This is a genomic window from Paludibacterium denitrificans (assembly GCF_009707705.1).
GTDB lineage: Bacteria > Pseudomonadota > Gammaproteobacteria > Burkholderiales > Chromobacteriaceae > Paludibacterium_A > Paludibacterium_A denitrificans.
Window position 1 is genome coordinate 2,908,745 of record NZ_WLYX01000001.1, and the last position, 18,480, is coordinate 2,927,224.

At 56.6% G+C, this 18,480-nt stretch carries 16 protein-coding genes and 6 pseudogenes; 9 read left to right on the plus strand and 13 right to left on the minus strand.

From position 1 onward, the window contains the following. The 7 genes from GKE73_RS18740 to GKE73_RS18770 all read right to left on the minus strand — a co-directional run bounded on the left by GKE73_RS18740 (window position 1) and on the right by GKE73_RS18770 (window position 4,503). Complete coding sequence (locus tag GKE73_RS18740; protein ID WP_230371083.1) at window positions 1-1,323, minus strand: virulence factor TspB C-terminal domain-related protein; 1,323 nt, start codon at window positions 1,321-1,323, stop codon at window positions 1-3. A gap of 87 nt (window positions 1,324-1,410) precedes the next feature. After that, window positions 1,411-1,650 carry a major capsid protein gene (locus GKE73_RS18745; protein WP_230371084.1) on the minus strand — a complete coding sequence of 80 codons (240 nt, stop codon included), beginning with the start codon at window positions 1,648-1,650 and terminating at the stop codon, window positions 1,411-1,413. 266 nt (window positions 1,651-1,916) lie between these two features. Continuing rightward, window positions 1,917-2,288, minus strand: a complete 372-nt coding sequence (locus tag GKE73_RS18750) for a hypothetical protein (protein WP_230371085.1) — start codon at window positions 2,286-2,288, stop codon at window positions 1,917-1,919. A 73-nt stretch (window positions 2,289-2,361) separates the two neighbouring features. Next, on the minus strand, window positions 2,362-3,702 hold the full coding sequence (locus GKE73_RS18755; protein ID WP_230371086.1) for a replication endonuclease: 1,341 nt from the start codon (window positions 3,700-3,702) through the stop codon (window positions 2,362-2,364). 2 nt (window positions 3,703-3,704) lie between these two features. After that, window positions 3,705-3,920, minus strand: a complete 216-nt coding sequence (locus GKE73_RS18760; protein WP_230371087.1) for a hypothetical protein — start codon at window positions 3,918-3,920, stop codon at window positions 3,705-3,707. After that, window positions 3,917-4,252 carry a single-stranded DNA-binding protein gene (locus GKE73_RS18765; protein ID WP_230371088.1) on the minus strand — a complete coding sequence of 112 codons (336 nt, stop codon included), beginning with the start codon at window positions 4,250-4,252 and terminating at the stop codon, window positions 3,917-3,919. The genes GKE73_RS18760 and GKE73_RS18765 overlap by 4 nt, the downstream gene beginning before the upstream one ends. A 2-nt stretch (window positions 4,253-4,254) precedes the next feature. Beyond that, window positions 4,255-4,503, minus strand: a complete 249-nt coding sequence (locus tag GKE73_RS18770) for a hypothetical protein (protein WP_230371089.1) — start codon at window positions 4,501-4,503, stop codon at window positions 4,255-4,257. A gap of 102 nt (window positions 4,504-4,605) precedes the next feature. Between GKE73_RS18770 and GKE73_RS18775 the strand changes: the two genes are divergently transcribed. Next, window positions 4,606-4,989: a helix-turn-helix domain-containing protein gene (locus GKE73_RS18775; protein WP_230371090.1), complete on the plus strand. Its 384-nt coding sequence runs from the start codon at window positions 4,606-4,608 to the stop codon at window positions 4,987-4,989. Window positions 4,990-5,073: 84 nt separating this feature from the next. Here the strand turns inward: GKE73_RS18775 and GKE73_RS26170 are convergent. The 6 genes and pseudogenes from GKE73_RS26170 to tyrS (GKE73_RS26785) form a co-directional block, all read right to left on the minus strand. Then, window positions 5,074-6,677, minus strand: a pseudogene (locus tag GKE73_RS26170) (DNA recombination protein RmuC). Between the two features lie 193 nt (window positions 6,678-6,870). Beyond that, window positions 6,871-8,367, minus strand: a pseudogene (recJ, locus tag GKE73_RS18790) (single-stranded-DNA-specific exonuclease RecJ). Between the two features lie 341 nt (window positions 8,368-8,708). Next, window positions 8,709-9,584, minus strand: coding sequence for a hypothetical protein (locus tag GKE73_RS18795; RefSeq protein WP_230371092.1), 876 nt, complete (start codon window positions 9,582-9,584; stop codon window positions 8,709-8,711). Between the two features lie 81 nt (window positions 9,585-9,665). After that, window positions 9,666-9,857, minus strand: a complete 192-nt coding sequence (locus tag GKE73_RS26775) for a S4 domain-containing protein (protein ID WP_230371093.1) — start codon at window positions 9,855-9,857, stop codon at window positions 9,666-9,668. A gap of 170 nt (window positions 9,858-10,027) precedes the next feature. Next, window positions 10,028-10,471 (minus strand): tyrosine--tRNA ligase, encoded by a 444-nt coding sequence (tyrS, locus tag GKE73_RS26780; RefSeq protein ID WP_280955027.1) that lies wholly within the window; start codon window positions 10,469-10,471, stop codon window positions 10,028-10,030. 2 nt (window positions 10,472-10,473) lie between these two features. Further along, a complete protein-coding gene (tyrS, locus tag GKE73_RS26785; protein ID WP_280955028.1) occupies window positions 10,474-10,893 on the minus strand; it encodes a tyrosine--tRNA ligase in 420 nt (139 codons plus the stop codon). Window positions 10,894-11,068: 175 nt separating this feature from the next. Between tyrS (GKE73_RS26785) and GKE73_RS18810 the strand changes: the two genes are divergently transcribed. The 8 genes and pseudogenes from GKE73_RS18810 (at window position 11,069) to GKE73_RS18845 (ending at window position 18,443) form a co-directional block, all read left to right on the plus strand. Beyond that, a complete protein-coding gene (locus GKE73_RS18810; protein WP_230371094.1) occupies window positions 11,069-11,932 on the plus strand; it encodes a hypothetical protein in 864 nt (287 codons plus the stop codon). Between the two features lie 4 nt (window positions 11,933-11,936). Then, window positions 11,937-12,200 carry a M23 family metallopeptidase gene (locus tag GKE73_RS25125; RefSeq protein ID WP_230371095.1) on the plus strand — a complete coding sequence of 88 codons (264 nt, stop codon included), beginning with the start codon at window positions 11,937-11,939 and terminating at the stop codon, window positions 12,198-12,200. A 92-nt stretch (window positions 12,201-12,292) separates the two neighbouring features. Then, window positions 12,293-12,454, plus strand: a complete 162-nt coding sequence (locus tag GKE73_RS18820) for a hypothetical protein (protein ID WP_230371096.1) — start codon at window positions 12,293-12,295, stop codon at window positions 12,452-12,454. After that, window positions 12,455-13,559, plus strand: a pseudogene (locus GKE73_RS18825) (anhydro-N-acetylmuramic acid kinase). It abuts the gene before it with no gap. 155 nt (window positions 13,560-13,714) lie between these two features. Further along, window positions 13,715-13,997, plus strand: a pseudogene (locus GKE73_RS26180) (DNA translocase FtsK 4TM domain-containing protein). A gap of 17 nt (window positions 13,998-14,014) precedes the next feature. Further along, window positions 14,015-15,922, plus strand: a pseudogene (locus GKE73_RS26190) (DNA translocase FtsK); the annotation flags it as partial. Window positions 15,923-15,994: 72 nt separating this feature from the next. Continuing rightward, the gene (gene hemH / locus GKE73_RS18840; protein ID WP_230371097.1) at window positions 15,995-17,083 is read left to right on the plus strand and encodes a ferrochelatase; all 1,089 of its coding nucleotides are present in this window, start codon (window positions 15,995-15,997) and stop codon (window positions 17,081-17,083) included. Between the two features lie 164 nt (window positions 17,084-17,247). Continuing rightward, a pseudogene (locus tag GKE73_RS18845) lies at window positions 17,248-18,443 on the plus strand (branched-chain amino acid ABC transporter substrate-binding protein). The last annotated feature ends 37 nt before the right edge of the window (window positions 18,444-18,480 follow it).

The window sequence follows — 18,480 nt, forward strand, 5'->3', positions numbered from 1 at the left end:
TCACCCCCTCCTGAAAATAATCATTGACGCGCCAACCAAGGAAACGGCTACCAATACCCAACGAAGATTTTGAGCAAAGGTACACAACGGACCGAACGAAATCGGGAAGGAACCAGAGGTGACGCCTAAGTTAATGGGAACGGTAATATCTGGCGGACAGGAATAAGTGCCGAAGAAAGTGTCCTGAGTGTTTAACATTGAGGACAAATCGCCACCCACACCGTCAGCCAGATTAGATGTGTCAGTGTCAGGACGTGCAGGAGAAGAGTCATCCGAGCACAGGAACTTGAGCAGGCCGGTATATTCGCAGGTGCCGCTATCCGTTCCATTGCCCGTGCCTGTAGTACCTGACGCCGTGCCAGTGGTTCCAGAAGCCGTGCCGGTGGTGCCAGAAGCAGTGCCACTGCCCATGTTGGTGTTTGATGTTGGGTTAAAAGTAGTGGAGCCACCGCCACCAGATTGAGTGATCGGCGTATACGGCCAAGGCGGCAACAAAGTACATTGACCCGCGATATTTATCTGGCCAGATGGACAATTTCCATTTGAATCAGGCGCATTGGTTTTAGTGCACTTACCATCATAAGTGGTCATTTCCCCTGCACCGCACTTGCCATTCAAATCCTTGCCATCATTGGTAATCGGCGGATTTTTAGTGCCGGGCGTAGGAGCATTTTTGACGCAAACATAATCATTATTGACCTGACCATAGGTGTAACCGTCAGGACAAACGGCATTCGGTGCCGGGCCTGCATCATAAAGCTGGGCCGGGTCCGTCGTGTTTTTAGGTGCAGGCGTTGCAGGAGGTGGCCCGCCACAGTAACTGCCTGTATAGCTATAAGCCCAAGAACCGCCATTGGCATAGTCGGCATTAGCCTTGATTTCACAACCATAAGGAGAGGTTGAACCGGTTTGCTGACAAGCCCTTTGAGTGGGTGACCACGCGGAGCTAGATCCGGTTAATGTTGGGAGGCTAGGAAGGCCCTGCCCTTTTTTAGCTGCGCAAACGGCAGCAGCATCAGACGCACCAACGCGAGTACATGTTGTGCCGGAAAGCGTCCAGGTTGAATCAGGACAACCCGCTTGAACCTTAGAAGAAACGTAATAATGGACGCCGTGGTTATCGTCGCCAATCAGGCAAGCGCCCGAACGGGGTTCGTAATAGTCATAAACACCGGCGTGGTAGGTGTTATGAGAGCAAACTTCCGAGGGTGTAGAGTAATAGCCAGTAAAAAGATTACCGGGGGCATAGTAAACCGTGACAGAAACAGTAGCCGTCGTTTCTGCGAAAGCACTAGTGGAAAAGAATCCAGCCAGCCCCGACAAGAGCAAGAATAACGAAATAGCCCGCCACATTGAGCACTCCCCGAAAAGATAAAAAAAGGGGCCGAAGCCCCCTCGCCTAGCCAAAAATTAAATGGACTGACGTACAGCACGGAAACCAGCCGCAGCGGCCTTAACAGCCAACCAAGCCAAACCAATCGCACCAACAGCCGCAACAATAGTCGCGATGTAAGCGGTAATCGTAGAAACATCAATGGCAGGGAGGCCGTCGGCAAAGGCAGACGAAGCAAAGGCACCGATAGCCACCGGGGCAGCAAAACGGGCCGGGATACGGGAAGCGAAACGACGAGCAGCGTTGATCAGTTTCATGATTAATCTCCAGATGAATCAGGTTGATAAGACATTGCCGCAGAGAGCGGACGAAAAACCCATGCGACAACCCAAACCGAGAGAATGGATACGGAAATGGCTGCCCCATCGGCTAGTGATAGCGGCATCCAGATGGACCCCGCTAAATTCGAATATTCTTGCGGCGTAACCGCCAGATAACCGGTGCACGAGGCCGGAGCATCTTGTGTTGTGTGGACCGCGCCAGAGGCGTCAGGGACTAGGCAAAGTGGCATTGTCGCGTTCCGTTAGTGAATCCAGCCGGGTGGATGGAAAATGAAGGAAGATTCGGTGTGGAAGTCATCGAAAACCTCCACTTCATCAAGCAGGGATTCCCGGTAATCCGCTCTACTCTGTCCGGTGGCCGTACAGTTATTGACACGAGTCCAAGAGCGGCTAACGCCGCCGTCGCGCTGGCCGTCGTCCCTCCGTCCCGCGCCGTCGGCTGTCGCCGCTTCGGACGCGGGTTGCACTGTCCATTCATGGATGCGGGAAATAGCGACAACCCCGAAGCCATCCACGCCACGAATCACGGCTGACTCTTCACCGTATTGATTCGTGACCGGCTCACGATAGGTGTGAGCGGCCAAGTCGGCACGCTTGGCGGTAGCGCCACCCATCAAGCGCAGGTACTGGCACCAGTCAGAGCAATCCGCCGCCGTAATGAGGTCGGCCAGTTCCGGGCGTTCATCCTCAACGTGGAGGCGGCGCAGTTCGCGCCATACCGTGACCGGTACAGCACCGATTTGCTGGAATTGGCGAATGCCCCACTTCGCCCAGTGCTTCGACGCGGAAAGCGGACTCGCTGAATAGCTGGGGGTCGGTGGGATTGGATTCATGGTCGAAATCCGAGAGGGACAGACCTTCATGGTTACGACCATCGACGTTCTTGGCGATGTACTTGGCGACGTAGCCGCAGGCCGAGCCATTAACCAGATCAATGGTTTTAAAGGTGCACCGGCGACGCCATGCACCCGGTTGATTCGGTTCGACTTGCAGTGCGTAGTGGCGCATGACCTTACGCACGATGCGGCGATACTGGCCTTCAAAGAAAAGCACCATGTGCCAGTGCGGCGTACCGTCGTGGTGTGGTTCAGCCACACGGAAGCCGTACATACGAACACCGGCACGGGCAAGTTTTGCTCGTGCACGCGCCCAAACAGTGCGCAGGTGCATTTGCGATTCACGCGGGCCGAACAGGGGGTTGTAGCCGGGATTCGGTGCGCCGGTTTTGGATAGGCGCGGATGGTAGGAGCCGGGGCACGTCAGGGTGATGAAATCACAGACGTGACCTTCCTCCTTGGCGTACTGTTCAAAGCCACGCAAGCGCACCATGAGTTCAGCGCGACGAATCAGCGGATTGGAGGTGGACAGTGCCGCCAGTTCCTCAAGGGTATAAGACTGGCCTAGCTCGTTGATCACTTGCGTCATGGCGAGCAATTCACGACTCTGACGCTTGCGTGCGGCCAGACGCTTTACGGCGTCATCTGAGGCGTATAGCCCGGCGCGATTATGCACACGTCCGGCAATAATGGCTCCTCGCTCCAAAGTACGATGTGAAGCCTTCCTAATCTGGCGCCGCCACCAGACGGGGTTGCTGGCGCGGAGCCAGACGCTTTGTTCGGTGTGCGGAGCTTTGCCGGGGTCTGGTAGGTCCACAGCATAGAGCCGGGCCAGCGCTTGTACTTCAACGAGTGAAGCGCCATTCCGGCACATCCAACCGACACGCCGAGCAAGTGCCTTTGCCTTTGCAGTAATGTCATTTTCATCAATGAGGACGTGGCGCGGCAGGCCAAGGCCGCGAATGGTTTCGGAGATATGGCGAAGCCAGATATTGGCGTTACGTGGGCGATCATCGGGAACGTGAATCCCCATGACGCCACGCTGAGGGTTGATGCGGCGACCCTTGGGGGTTTCCAACGGGACGTGTTTACGGCCTTCCCATTCACGCAGAACCCCCTCAGAAACCGCTTGGGGAATGCCCCGAACGGTTTCGAAGGCGAATTCTGAATCAATGTGCAGACGGTTGAGCATGATCAGACCTCGAAGAACTCGAGCGGGGTCAGGAAGGTCAGGCCCTTGGGGGTGCGGTAAATCGCCAGTTGCTCAGGCTCGTAGCCAAAGCCAGCCGCGCCCAGCCGGTCCAGTTCGACTTTCTCCGATGCGGAGAGGTCGGAAAACTGAACGCGGTTCCAGTCCAAAAAGCGGGGGTTATGGGGCATGAGTTCCGGTAGGTTGGGCGCGGTGTTCATTTAGGCGGCTTTCTGGTCTTTAGGCAGGCGGGCGGCGCACTTGTTGACCAGTGCGGCGTAGTCGGACGGAGAGACAAGCACCGGATCAATGGCGAGTGCGTCGTAACGGTCGGAGTAGATCGAAGCGACGTCATGTAGAAGCCAGCGGCATACGGCAGCTGATCTTCTTGCAGGCGAATTTTGATTTCAGTCGGGTACTTCTTGAGTTCGCCGGTTTCAACGTCGAAGGTATGCGCGTAGCAGGTTTGGTTGCGGATTTTGTACGGGGTGCCCTTGGCGCTGATGCCTTCACGCTGCTGGACGTTGGGGGTTTCAACTTCGATAACGATCATGATTAGCTCCGGTTGGTAAGAGATTGGAGGCGGAACGAGAGGTATTGCAGGTAGCGGCGGCAATCCACGTAGGCGCGGAGTGATTCATTGTCGACAACACCAACCGTCAGGCGGGCCGTGACGGTGTTGGCTAAGGAGTTCATCCGCCCCATTGTTTCTGCCATGCAAAGCTGGATGATGTAAGCGAGGCATTGGCGGTCTGGACCGTCGGCAGTCACGAACAATTCGGGCGGAAAAAGCCGTGGAAACATGGCGATACCTATTCCCTGCTAGAATTAAAGAATAGTCGGCGTACTCAGCCGAAGACGTTTAGATGGTAGTGTCCTCAAACGAAGACATGCAAGGGGAGAAGAATGGAAAAAAGCGTTGACTACCTGAAAGCAGCAATAGAAAAGCTGGGTGCGAAAAGTGATACCAAAGCTGCGCAATCACTTGAGATCAGCAAGCAAGCCATTAGCCAATATCTCAATGAGAGCCGAGTAATGGATGATTTCGCAGCGGCAAAAGTAGCCGAGGCGCTAGGAATTCACCCGTGGGAAGTGATTACTTTATGTAATGCAGAACGCGAGAAAACCGAGGAAAGACGGGCGTTTTGGAGGGGTTTTAGATCGGGGGCGGCAGGAATTCAGGCGCAAGCAGGATGCGCAACAGTCAAAGGCATGGCTGCAACCGCACTGTCCGCCCCCGCGCTGATTTTTGTGGTCAACGCGGCCCGGGAATTATGGCGGTTATGTTGAAAAGATTGCGTGGGCAGCCAAGAACATTGGTGTTCGATGGGTTTCCCCGACGGGAAATTCTTACTCATGACTACACCTTTGATCTCAGTGTTCGCCGTCTCCGGTCTCAGTCTCTCCATCTTCGAGAACCAAATGGTTTTGCAATTGTTTGTTGTTCTTGATGCCTAACTTGCGTAGTTTCTCGGCGCTGGTTACCAGGTTGCCGCGACCGCTGCCCAGTTTTTTCATGGCGTCAGCGAATGTGTCGCGTGAACCGTCCAGTTGTTTGCCGAGTTTTTCCATGCTGTCGATAAAGCCGACAAACTTGTCATACATGGCGCCACCTTGGCGGGCTATTTCCTGTGCGTTCTGGTTCTGATACTCGTAACGCCAGATGCTTGCGACGGTACGCAATGTGGCCAGTAGCGTGCTCGGGCCAACAATCATGATACGGCGCTCGAAGGCCTCGTTAAACAGGGTCATGTCATGCTGCACGGCCAATAGATACGCGGGTTCTACCGGGATAAACATGAACACGAAATCCAGCGTGTTTAGCCGGTACAGATCCTGATAGCGTTTCTCTGAAAGTGCACGAATGTGCTGACGGATGGCTGCAATGTGTAATTTCAGCTCGGTATCGCGGCTCGTTTCGTCACTGGCCGCGGTGTAACGCACATAGGCGTTGAGCGAGACCTTGGAGTCCACGACCAGCTGTTTGCCTTCTGGCAGATCGATTACCACGTCTGGCTGATAGCGTTTGACGCCGTCTTCGGTGTCGACAACGTCCGAAACTTGTACCCGGTATTCGCGGTCTTTCTGCAGCCCCGAGGTTTCCAGTACCTTCTCCAGTACCATTTCCCCCACGTGCCTTGCGCTTTGTTATTGCTGCCGGTCAGTGCGTTGGTCAATGCCACGGCGTCGTTATTCAGGCGGGTGTTCAGTTCTTGCAAACGGCGCAGTTCATGCTCGAGCGTCAATCGCTCTTTGGAGTCTTTGTCGTAGGTGTCTTGCACCAATTTGCCGAAACCTTGCAGGCGTTCATGTAGTGGGATTAGCAAGGCGCCCATGTTCTGTTGATTCTGCTCGGTAAACCGTTTGGATTTTTCTTCCAGAATGTCGTTGGCCAGTGCCTTGAACTGGTTGGACAGTGTTTCTCGCGCCTCGGTTAGTAGCCCGATTTTTTCCTGAGTTTGTTGGCGTTCCTGTTGTAGCGTGGTGGTCAGTTCCTGTTCGCGTGCGGTAAGCCGGGTGATGGTTTCGGCCAACCTTTGCTGCTGTTCGGCGGCGGACACCAGTTGCTGTCGCAGCTCTTCCATTTGCCGCCCCTGCTCTTCTCTGGCTGCCAGTTGGCCAGAAAGATTGCGCAGTTCGTCCATTAGCTGGTGCACGTGGGTGTCACGTTCCGTGATGCTTTGCTCCAGTTCTGGCAGGCGTTGTGCACGCGTCTGATAGGCCGCCAGTTGTTGTTGTGTCGTGGCCAGTGTCTGGCGATGTTCGGCCAACTCTGCCTTTGTGGCACGCTCGCGCTCTTGCCATTCGGCGGCCGGGCGATTGGCAGTTTGGGCTTCGGTTTGCAGGTTGGCGGCTTCCATTAGCCATGTGTTGCGTGCCTGTTCCAGTAGTGTTTGCCCTTGTTGGCGTGCAAGCAGCCAGCCAGCGATGGCGCCTAGCATCAAGGCAAAAATGGCAATTACAGCGAATGTTGTCATATCAATGGGTTATCTGTATTTGTTAATGCAACCTCTAATGCTTGAGTCACGCAAAAACAAAGGGTTATTAACAATAGTTAGAGTGATTTATAGATTTCCGTCGATCTTTAGCCTTGCCGTAAATCTCGCGGCGAAGGTGTTTTTCAGAATTTGATATCAAATAAAAACAATTGGTTGCGAGTTTTTATTAGAGTTAACTGGCTTGCCAGTGTTGGATGTAGATTTGCATCTCCTTGCGTCCCTGCCACTCGTTGGAGATCAGTTGATAGACGGCATCTACACTATCCGGCAACCAGTCAACCTGGTTGAACAGCATGGCATCAAATTCTTGGCCATCTTTGGCCAGACGCAATTTCAGATGCTTATCTCCGACCACACGTTGGCTCGTGACGGCAAAGTGGTCACAGAAGTGAGGCACTGGAAAGCCCTGCCCCCACACTTCTGCGGCCAATTCCTCGGCAAATTCCAGACACAACTCGCGGGTCGGCAAGCTGCCATCGGTTTCGATGGTACGCGTCAGTTCGTGTTCGGTGAGGAGTTCCCTTGCCACCTGTTCAAAGGCTTGCTGAAACTCGGTGAAGCGTTGTTCGGCCAACGTTAGCCCGGCCGCCATGGCGTGGCCGCCAAATTTCAGGATGAGCCCCGGGTGGCGTTTGTAGACCAGATCCAGCGCATCGCGCAGGTGAAAGCAATCGAGCGGCCCGAGCCTTTGATTTCGCCAGCGTCGCCGGGTGCAAAGACGATGGCTGGACGATGAAAACGTTCTTTTAGCCGCGAAGCCACAATGCCGACCACGCCTTGATGCCAGTCGTCACGATACAGCGTCAGGGTGTATCGCCCGGCCGGGTCGATAGCCGACAACACGGCCAGCGCTTCGTCCTGCATGCCGTGCTCGATGGAGCGCCGCTCGCGGTTGAGACGATCCAGCTCTTGCGCCAAGGCCATTGCCTGAGCTTCGTTGGGGGCGAGCAGGCAGGCGATTCCGAGGCTCATGTCATCCAGCCGCCCTGCCGCATTGAGGCGTGGGCCGATGGTAAAGCCCAGATCAAACGCATTGGCCTTGTAGGCGGCGCGGCTTAGCCACGCGGAATAGCGCGGCAATGCCCGGCGCCATACGCCCAGCGCGCATGCGGCGCAGGCCGTTTTCCACCAGAATGCGGTTGTTCTGATCTAGTCGCACCACGTCGGCGACCGTACCCAGCGCGACATAGTCCAGTAGCTCGCCCAGATTGGGTTCTGGCTGATTGGCAAATACACCGCGTTGACGCATCTCGGCACGCAACGCCATCAACACGTAGAACATGACGCCAACACCGGCCAGATTCTTGGACGGAAACGGGCAACCCGGCTGATTGGGGTTGACGATCAGCGCCTCCGGCAAGGTGTCGCCCGGTAAATGGTGATCGGTCACCAGTACTTCTATATCGCGCTCTTTGGCTGCTTCCACTCCGGCGACGCTGGCAATGCCGTTATCCACGGTAATGATGATGTCGGGCTGGCTTTGCGCGGCCAGTTCGACGATTTCCGGCGTTAAGCCGTAACCGTATTCAAAGCGGTTGGGCACGATGAAATCGACGATGGCACCAAGCATGGACAACCCCTTGATGGCCACGGCACAGGCGGTGGCGCCATCGGCATCGTAGTCCGCCACAACCAGCAAACGCTGTTTGGCTGCAATGGCGTCGGCCAGCTAACTGGCCATGGCTCGTGCATTTTTCAGCGAATCAAAGGATTGCAGTGCCTTGAGCCGATAATCCAGCTCGTCGGCCGAGGCGATGCCGCGAGCGGCATAAAGGCGCGCCATCAGCGGGCGAATGCCCTGAGCTGTAAGGGTTTGTTGTGACGCGGGAGGGACTGGACGAGTAACGATGCGAGACATATCTGCTTCAGTAAAGTGCCGCGAGTGCGATGGGACGCTGCCAGAATTTCCAGCGCAAGGATGGCGTTAATGTGGCCTTGAAGCTTACCGGGCCGTGGCAATGCAGGGTTAATTCTGTCAGCTGGCTGCGGGTCAATGCTTGCTGTAATGGCTCAAACCAGTCCGATTCCGGTGCGCGAGAGCGTTTCGCGCCAACCCCAAGCGTCGCGATACTGGGCGGGAGCCTGTAGCGCGTCCAGTACGAGCAGCAGGTTTTGTTCTTGCGGATGCTCCGCCAGTATTTCGGCCAACCCTGTGTAGGCGTGAGGGGCCGCTTCGACCGCTGCTTGGCTGGTCGCGGCCAGCAAGTGCAGATCGGCGTCATCCGCCAGTACGCGGTCATAGTGTGTGGCTGGGGGCGTGAAGTCGCCCTCACCCCAAAGCCAGACGCTGTTAACCGGCAATTCGCCACGCGCTTCACGCTGGTCATTGACCGGATGGGTGTAAAGCAACATCTGCATTTCGTTGAGCAACCGACTCCACTCCAACCCATGTTCGCCCTGCGGGAGATGGTCGTTGACGTTTTCGCCTACGGCATCCACAAGCGGAGTAAAGCGGGCCTGACTGGTGTGCTGGCACTGCACAAACCAGCGCCCGGGTGATGGCGCAACGAAGTGCAAGCCATCGTCGGCAAAGTGCTGGTTCAGTGTGGCGGTAAGTTGCTCTGCTTCCTGTTGCGACAGCGCCATGACGCCGATGTCTGCCAGTAGGGCGCGATCCCGGTCAATGCGCACGTGCACCGGGTCGGCAATCAGCCAGTGGCCATTGCCAAAGTCCAGATTTGCCTGCTGCGCCGCCAGCGCGGCCATGCCTTGCCGTGGTTGGCCGAACAGGCTACCAAGCATGGCGCTCAGGCTGGTGGCTTGCGGTGTGCACCGGGCGCGCCCCAACAGGTGTTGCAGTGTCGGTAGTTGTAGGCCTTTGCAGACCTCTGCGCCGTCGTAATGATCGAGCCAGGTCAGGCCCGGCAATGCCAGTGTCAGCTTCATCGTAAGGAATCATGAGCCAACGCCGCGCTGGGCGCGGCGTTGATGCAACAGTTAAAACAGCGCGTGAATGCTGGGAGTGAATCAGGCGAGGGTGATGCGGGCAAATTTGCGCTTGCCCACCTGCAGGACCACGCTGCTGCCTTTGGCTAGCGTCAGTGCTTTGTCTTCCACTTTTTCACCGTCTGCCTTGACCCCGCCCTGCTGGATCATGCGGAATGCTTCCGAGGTGGACGCCACCAAGCCAGCTTCTTTCAGCACCGAGCCAATGGCCATGGCGTCGCCTTCCGGTACGGTTACGGTTACCTCAGGCAGATCGTCCGGAATGGCGTTTTTCTGGAAGCGCGCCTGAAAGTCGGCCAGTGCCGCATCGGCGGCGGCCTTGTCGTGGAAGCGTTCTACCAGCTCCAGCGCCAGTTCGATCTTGATGTCGCGCGGATTGCGGCTTAAGCCTCAACCTGTTGCTTGAGTTCGGCGATTTCGGCCAGCGACTTGCTGGATACCAGCTCGTAATAACGCCACATCAGGGTGTCGGAAATCGACATCACCTTGCCGAAGATTTCATTGCCCGGCTCGGAAATGCCGATGTAGTTGCCAAGCGACTTGGACATCTTGTTGACGCCATCAAGGCCTTCCAGCAGCGGCATCATGATCACGCACTGCGGCTTCTGCCCATGCTGTTCTTGCAGGGTACGGCCCATCAACAAGTTGAATTTCTGGTCGGTGCCGCCCAGTTCGATATCGGCGTGCATGGCCACCGAATCGTAGCCTTGCAACAGCGGATACATGAATTCGTGGATAGCGATTGGCTGGTTGCTGGCGAAGCGTTTTTTGAAGTCATCGCGTTCCAGCATGCGGGCTACCGTGCTGCTGGCGGCCAGTTTCAACATGCCTAAGCTGCACCCGTGTCGTTGTTCCAGCTGGAGTTGAAGCAGATTTCCGTTTTGGCCGGATCCGGGATTTTATATACCTGTTCCTGATAGGTTTTGGCGTTGGCTTCCACTTGTTCGCGCGTGAGCGGTGGGCGGGTGGAGTTCTTGCCGGTAGGGTCGCCGATCATACCGGTGAAATCGCCGATCAGGAACATGATCTTGTGGCCCATGTCCTGCAGCTGGCGCATCTTGGTCAGCACCACGGTGTGCCCCAGATGCAAGTCCGGTGCGGTCGGATCAAAGCCTGCCTTCACGCGCAGCGGACGGTTTTCTTTTAGCTTGGCAATCAGCTCGGACTCGATCAGCAGTTCTTCGGCGCCGCGTTTGATAACGGCAAGGGCATCTTCAATGGAAATATCCGGACGTACGCCAGTGGTCATTACAAAAATCCTTGTTGGGCTTTCAAGTGTGTCCAAAGCGGAACGGTGCCAAGTCACTGTTTTGTAAGGCTTGGGTTCACCTTGGCCGGTGGCTCTGTTAGAATCCGCTTTTGAATCTGGAACTTATGCCAGCGGGCCCGTGCCTTAATGCACGGTTGGCCGAAAGGCCGTGTCCATGGCTAGACTCGGTCCGAGGGGGCGTAGTGCCCTGCCCGGCATCAAAGTGATGAATTATCGCAAACTGCTTCAAATACCGCAAAACTGTACACGACATCTGGTCAATAACCATCTGAGCTGGCTTGGCTTGGCGGCCAGTTTGCCGCTGTTTGGCACGCTAACGGCCTTTGCCATCGCGCCGGGCGGCTATCAATCGGCCTCAGCCGAAGTGTCGGTACAGGCAATTACCCAACGGCTGGCTTTGCCGACCTTTACGTCCAGCGTCAGCCATACGCGCTACTGGCGTGACGTAGCCATCCGGCGTGGCGACACCATTGCCGGTACGCTCAACCGTATCGGCGTGCAAGATAGTGAAGCCAATCACTTTCTGAGCGCCAGCCCGTTGTCCCGTGATCTGCTGAAACTCAAAACTGGCGCCACCATTTCGGTGCAAACCAATGACGCGGGCGAACTGTTTGGCTTGCGTTTTTTGAACGATGACGAGAACGGCGAGAAGGTGTTGGTTGTCATCGAGCAGAAAAACGGTCAGTGGCGTGCCAGCGCCGATCCGGTGGCCACGCAAACCATTGAGTCGGTGCGTTCGGTAACGCTTACCAGTAGCGCCAGTGGCGCACTGGCGCGGGCACAAGTGCCGGTGGAAGTGCGCGCGCAACTGTCGGAAATCTTTTCCGACCAGTTTGAGTTGTCGTCGCTGACGGCTGGCGATCGCATCCGTCTGGTCTACGAAACCCTGCTCTATCACGGTAGTCCGATCGCCAGCGGCAATGTGCTGGCGGCGGAAATCGAACACGCTTGTTTTGCATCAGGCTTTTTACTTTGCGCACGACAGCGAATCCGGCGCTTACTACGATGCGTCGGGTAAACCGGTGAAAAAAGGCTTTAGTCGCCAGCCGATCAGCGGTGCTTCCATCAGTTCCGGGTTTGGCATGCGCTATCACCCTATTCTGCAAGCGCTGCGCATGCACGAGGGTGTGGATTATGCCGCCAGCGTGGGGACGCCCATCGTGGCGCTTACCGATGGCGTGGTCAGCGCGGCTGAAACGCAAAACGGCTATGGCAATGTGGTGACGCTGCGGCACAACGCCAAACTGTCCACGCTGTATGCCCACATGAGCAACTTTGCCGCTTAGGCATCCACCCGGGAACATGTGTCCATGCGGGCGATGTCATCGGCTACGTTGGCACCACCGGGCGCTCTACTGGCCCGCATTTGCACTTTGAGGTGCATATCAACGATCAGCCGGTTGATCCGGCCACCACCGCCTTGCCAAGCCCGGGGTTGTCCGCCGCGCAGCGCGTGGCATTCCACACGGCTTACAACAAACTTTCGGCCAACCTCAAGCTACTGCGCGACATTCCTGTCAATGTGGCGCAACTGGATTAAATGACTGAACGCTATATAGGGCTGATGTCCGGCACCAGTTTGGACGGCGTTGATGCCGTACTGGTGGAGTTTGATGCCGCCTGCACGCCACGGGCCACGGCAGACTTCTTTGTTGCTTACCCGCAGGCAATCCGTCAGGCCGTGTTGCAATTACAGCCGAGCGGCCATGATGAATTGGCGCGCAGTGCCCAACTGGGTAACGAGCTGGCCAGACTCTATGCCGAGGCGGTGCATGGCCTGCTCGCTGCGCAACAGCTGTCACCTGCGGCGATCACGGCCATCGGCTGCCATGGACAGACGGTTCGCCATGCGCCGCAACATGGCTATACCCTGCAAATTGGCAATCTGTCATTGTTGGCCGAACTGACCGGCATTGATGTGGTTGGCGATTTTCGTAGCCGTGACGTGGCCGCCCAAGGGCAAGGCGCGCCGTTGGTCCCCGCCTTTCATCAGTCCGTGTTTGCGTCGCCGACGGAAAATCGCGTGATCCTGAATGTCGGCGGCATCAGCAACCTCACCCGTCTTGCCGATGCCGCTCCTGTCATCGGCTTTGATTGCGGCCCCGGCAACATGCTGATGGACGCCCTGGTGCCAGCAGCACCTTGGGCACGCTTATGATCGTGACGGCCAGTGGGCCGCCAGCGGACAAGTCCATGCCGATCTGCTGACGCGCTGCCTGCAAGAGCCTTTTTTCGCGCAACAGCCCCCCAAAAGTACCGGACGCGACCTGTTTGATCTGGCATGGCTGGCGCAGCAACTAGCCGCCCTGCCCGGCGAACTGGCGCCAGCGGATGTGCAACGCACCCTGCTGGAGTTGACCGTTACCGGCATCACCACGGCAATTCGCCAGCATTGTCCGCAGACACGTGCGGTTTATGTGTGTGGTGGCGGAGCCAACAATCGCCTGTTGATGCAAAGGTTGGCCGAACATCTGCCCGAGTCGGCCATTACCACCACCGCCACGCTGGGTCTGCCGGTGCATCAAGTGGAAGCGGCGGCATTTGGCTGGCTGGCCTTCCGCTTTACCCACCGGCTTTCGGCCAACCTGCCCGAGGTAACCGGCGCAAGAGGTGCCAGAATTCTTGGTGCGTTGTATCCTCATTAGCCCGTAACGCCGTCATGTCAGGCTATAATCGTCCACTGTCATAGCCACCCACGAAGAACATGCGACTTTTCAAACGAAAGGCCGTCGTCAAAAACAGTCATACTCCGCTGCCACCCAAACTCGCCAACCTGCTGCGCGAGGCCTGGTGGCTGCTGATGGCTGTGGCGGCAGTCTATCTAGTGCTGGTGCTGGCCAGTTACTCCCCGCTGGACCCTTCCCCGGTCTCACAGTTCGGCCGATCGTACCGTACGCAATTACGGCGGGGCGTTTGGCGCTTGGCTATCTGATCTGCTGCTCTACGTGTTCGGGCTGTCCGCCCGGTGGCTGGTGGTGTTCTGTCTGGTCGCTATCGCCCGGGGCTATCGCCGCATAGAAACCCCGGGTTTTCATCTCAATCCGATAACCCGGCCGCTATTGGCGGATTCTTCCTGCTGTTGATCTCCAGCTCCAGCGCCGAGGGTGTGATGCTGGCCGACAAGGCGCTCAAACTGCCACTGGCGCCGGGCGGCATGTTTGGCCATTTTATTGGCAGTGGCATTGCACGCGGATTGGGGCTGTCTGGCGCCTATCTGCTGCTGTCAGTCACCGGAGCCATCGGCTTTTCGCTGTTTACCGGCTTGTCCTGGCTGGAATTGATGGAGCGCATCGGTGGCGCACTGGAAGATGGCGTACTCAAGGTGTGGCATGCCCGGCAGGCGCGCAAGGATCGTGAAATCGGTCGCGAGATCGCCCTGAAGCGCGAAGAAAGCGTTTCCAGCCAAAAGAAAAAAGACGAAGACAAACCTCCCGTGCACATCGAACCCGCCGTGCTGGATGTGCCACTCTCCCCCAAGGCGCAAAAGCCGGTACAGCAATCATTGTTTGCCGATCCGCTGCATGGCGAGCTGCCGGGGCTCAGTTTGCTGGAAGCGCCTAAAGAACAGCACGAACCGGTTTCCGCCGATACCGTGGAGTACACCTCCCGTCTGATCGAACGCAAGCTGGCGGATTTTGGCGTGGAAGTCAAAGTGATCGCGGCGTATCCGGGGCCGGTGATCACCCGCTACGAAATCGAACCGGCGGTTGGGGTGAAAGGTGCGCAAATCGTCAACCTGATGAAGGATCTGGCGCGCGCGTTGTCGCTGGTATCCATCCGTGTGGTGGAAACCATTCCCGGTAAAACCTATATGGGTCTGGAATTGCCCAACCCCAAACGCCAGATTGTTCGCCTGTCGGAAATCATCGGCTCAGATTCCTACCAGAACATGACTTCGCGCCTGACCATGGCGTTAGGTAAGGATATTGCTTAAGCCAGCCGGTCTCTGCGGATCTGGCCAAGATGCCGCACCTGCTGGTGGCCGGTACCACCGGTTCAGGCAAATCTGTCGCCATCAATGCCATGATTCTGTCCCTGTTGTATAAGGCCACGCCGCATGAAGTCCGGCTGATCATGGTTGACCCCAAGATGCTCGAACTCTCGGTGTATGAGGGCATCCCGCACCTGTTGGCCCCGGTCGTGACCGACATGAAGCAGGCCGCCAACGCCCTTAATTGGTGCGTGGGTGAGATGGAGCGACGCTATAAACTCATGTCCAAACTGGGTGTGCGCAATCTGGCCGGTTACAACCAGAAAATTCGCGAAGCGGAAAAAGCCGGGGAAAAACTGACCAACCCGTTCAGCCTGACCCCGGAAACGCCCGAGCCGCTGGATACGCTGCCGATGATCGTGGTGGTCATCGACGAGTTGGCCGACCTGATGATGGTTGCTTAAAAAGAAAATTGAAGAACTGATTGCCCGTCTGGCCCAAAAAGCCCGGGCGGCAGGCATTCACCTGATCTTGGCCACGCAACGGCCATCGGTTGATGTGATTACCGGCCTGATCAAGGCCAACATCCCCACCCGCATTGCCTTTCAGGTATCCAGCAAGATCGACAGCCGCACCATCCTCGACCAGATGGGGGCTGAGGCATTGCTGGGTCAGGGTGACATGCTTTATATGCCACCGGGCACCGGTTATCCGCACCGCGTGCACGGCGCTTTTGTCGCTGACGAGGAAGTGCATCATGTGGCCGAGTATCTGAAAACCACCGGTCAGCCCGACTACGTCGAAGGTATTCTTACCGGACAGGCGGATGCCGACGACAGCAGCAGCGAATCTGTCAGCGAAAACAGCGCAGGTAGTGAAAGCGATGCCCTGTACGATGAAGCGGTAGCCATTGTGCTGAAAACGCGCAAGGCGTCCATTTCGTCAGTGCAGCGCCACTTGCGCATTGGCTACAACCGCGCGGCACGCCTGATCGAACAGATGGAAGCTGCCGGGCTGGTGTCCGGCATGGAAACCAATGGTAATCGCACCGTTCTGGTGCCAGCACGCGACGACTAACATCATCATAGCGATGGCGCCCTTCTCGTGGGGCGCCTGACTTTCTGCATCATTCAGTAGGGTAGAACAACCATGCCCCGTTATCTGCCAGAGCCGCCCTTCCGCCATGATTACACGCCCAAGATTGGGGTGTTGCTCATTAATCTGGGTACGCCACAAGCCCCCACCGGCAAGGCGCTGCGCCCTTATTTGAAGCAATTTTTGTCAGATCAACGCGTCATCGAGATTCCGCGTGCCATCTGGTGGTGCATCTTGAACGGCATCATTCTGAATACCCGGCCAAAAAAATCGGCAGAAAAATACGCCAGTATCTGGACTGAAGAAGGCTCGCCACTGTTTGCCCACACGCAGAAGCAAACGCTGTTGCTTAAAGGGCTACTGGGCGAACGCGGCCACAAAAATCTGGTGGTGGATTTTGCCATGCGCTACGGACAACCCTCGGTGAGTGCGGCGATCCAGAACATGCGTCAGCAAGGCGTGGAACGCCTGCTGGTACTGCCGCTTTACCCGCAATATGCCGCCTCATCCAGTGGCACGGCTCTTGATGATGTGTTCCGTACCTTGATGTCGCTACGCAATATGCCGGAACTGCGCAGCGTGCGGCATTTTCATGATGACCCCGGTTACATCGCGGCGTTGGCCGAACGTGTGAAAACGCACTGGCAGCAAAACGGCCGGGGCGACAAGCTGGTCATGAGTTTTCATGGCGTTCCTCGCTTCACACTGGACAAAGGTGACCCCTACCATTGCGAATGCCTCAAAACGGGGCGTTTGTTGGCCGAAGCGCTGGGGCTGTCCAAAGACGAATATGTGGTGTGCTTCCAGAGCCGTTTTGGCCGGGCCGAATGGCTCAAACCGTATACCAGTGCAGTACTGAGCAATCTGGGTAAAGCCAAGACTGGCAAAGTGGATGTGATCTGCCCCGGTTTTGTGGCGGATTGTCTGGAAACACTGGAAGAAATCGCCATGGAAGGCAAGGAAACTTTCCTTACCGCCGGTGGCGGCGAGTTTCGCTATATCCCCTGTCTGAACGAGCAACCGCAGTGGATCGGCGCTTTGGCCGATCTGGTCGAGCGTCAATTGGCAGGATGGGATTTGGCAGAAGCAGAGCAAAATCTGGAACGCCTAGAGCGGGCCAGACAGCTTGGTGCGCGAACGTAACACTCTGTTGAAAATTATTGACAGGGTGTGAGTCAACCGCGTTGACACTTGCGTAAACACCTCCCCATAATCAATGCCAACTGACGGTTGTTTCACAAGAACGACAGAGTCAGTCAACAAATAGATCGCCAAGTCTACATGGTTAAGATCAGGGGAAATAAAACATGAATAAATATGCTCGCTTGAGCCTCATCGCTGCAGCCGCTATGACATTGGTTGCGTGTGGCAAACAAGAACCGTCCGCTGCAAGCAAGGACGCCTCCGCCACGGCTGCCAGCGATGGCGATGTGGTGAAAATCGGTCAGGTTTCGCCGATGTCCGGTCCGGTTGCTCACCCGGGCAAAGACAATGAAAACGGTGCCAAGCTGGCCATTGAAGACCTCAATGCTGAAGGCGTTGAGATCAATGGCAAGAAGGTCAAGTTCCAGTTGGTATCGGAAGATGACCAGGGCGACCCGAAAATTGGCACCCGGGTGGCTCAGCGTCTGGTTGATGCCCACGTCGTGGGTGTGGTCGGCCACCTGAACTCTGGCACCACCATTCCGGCTTCCAAGATTTACTCCGACAGCCGGCTGATCCCGCAGATTTCGCTTAAGCTTCCACCAACCCGGACTACACCAAGCAAGGCTTCAAGACCACCTTCCGCGTTATTGCCAATGACGTACAGCAAGGTGGCGCGCTGGGCGAGTTTGCCGTTGGCACGCTGAAGGCCAAGAAGATCGCCATCATCGACGACCGTACCGCCTACGGTCAGGGCTTGGCTGACGAATTTGAGAAAGCAGCCAAGGCCAAGGGTGCGCAAATCGTTAAGCGCGAATTCACCACCAATAACGCTACCGATTTCAACGCCATTCTGACTTCCATCAAGGCAACTCAGCCGGATGTGATCTTCTATGGCGGTATGGATGCGCAGGCGGGGCCGCTGGCCAAGCAGATGCAGCGTCTTGGCATCAAGTCGAAATTGCTGGGTGGTGATGGCCTGCAATCGCCGGAATTCATCAAGCTGGCTGGTGATGCAGCCGAAGGTCAGTACGGCTCCAGCTGCGGCATGCCGCCGAGCAAGATGCCGGGTTTTGCCGCCTTCAATGAGAAGTTCAAGAAGAAGTTTGGCACCGACGTACAGATCTACGCGCCGTTTGAATACGATGCCGTACGTGTTCTGGTTGACGCCATGAAACGTGCCAAATCGACTGACCCGAAAGTCTACCTGCCGGAAATTAGCAAGACCAACTACACCGGCGTCACCGGCAAGATCACCTTTGATGACAAGGGTGATATCAAGAACGGTGCCGTTACCGTGTATCAGGTCAAAGGCGGCAAGTGGCAAGTGGTCTCCACCGTTGGTGGCTCTGCCCAATAATCGCGGTTCCTTTGCGAGTCAAAAAGCGCAGCGTTGG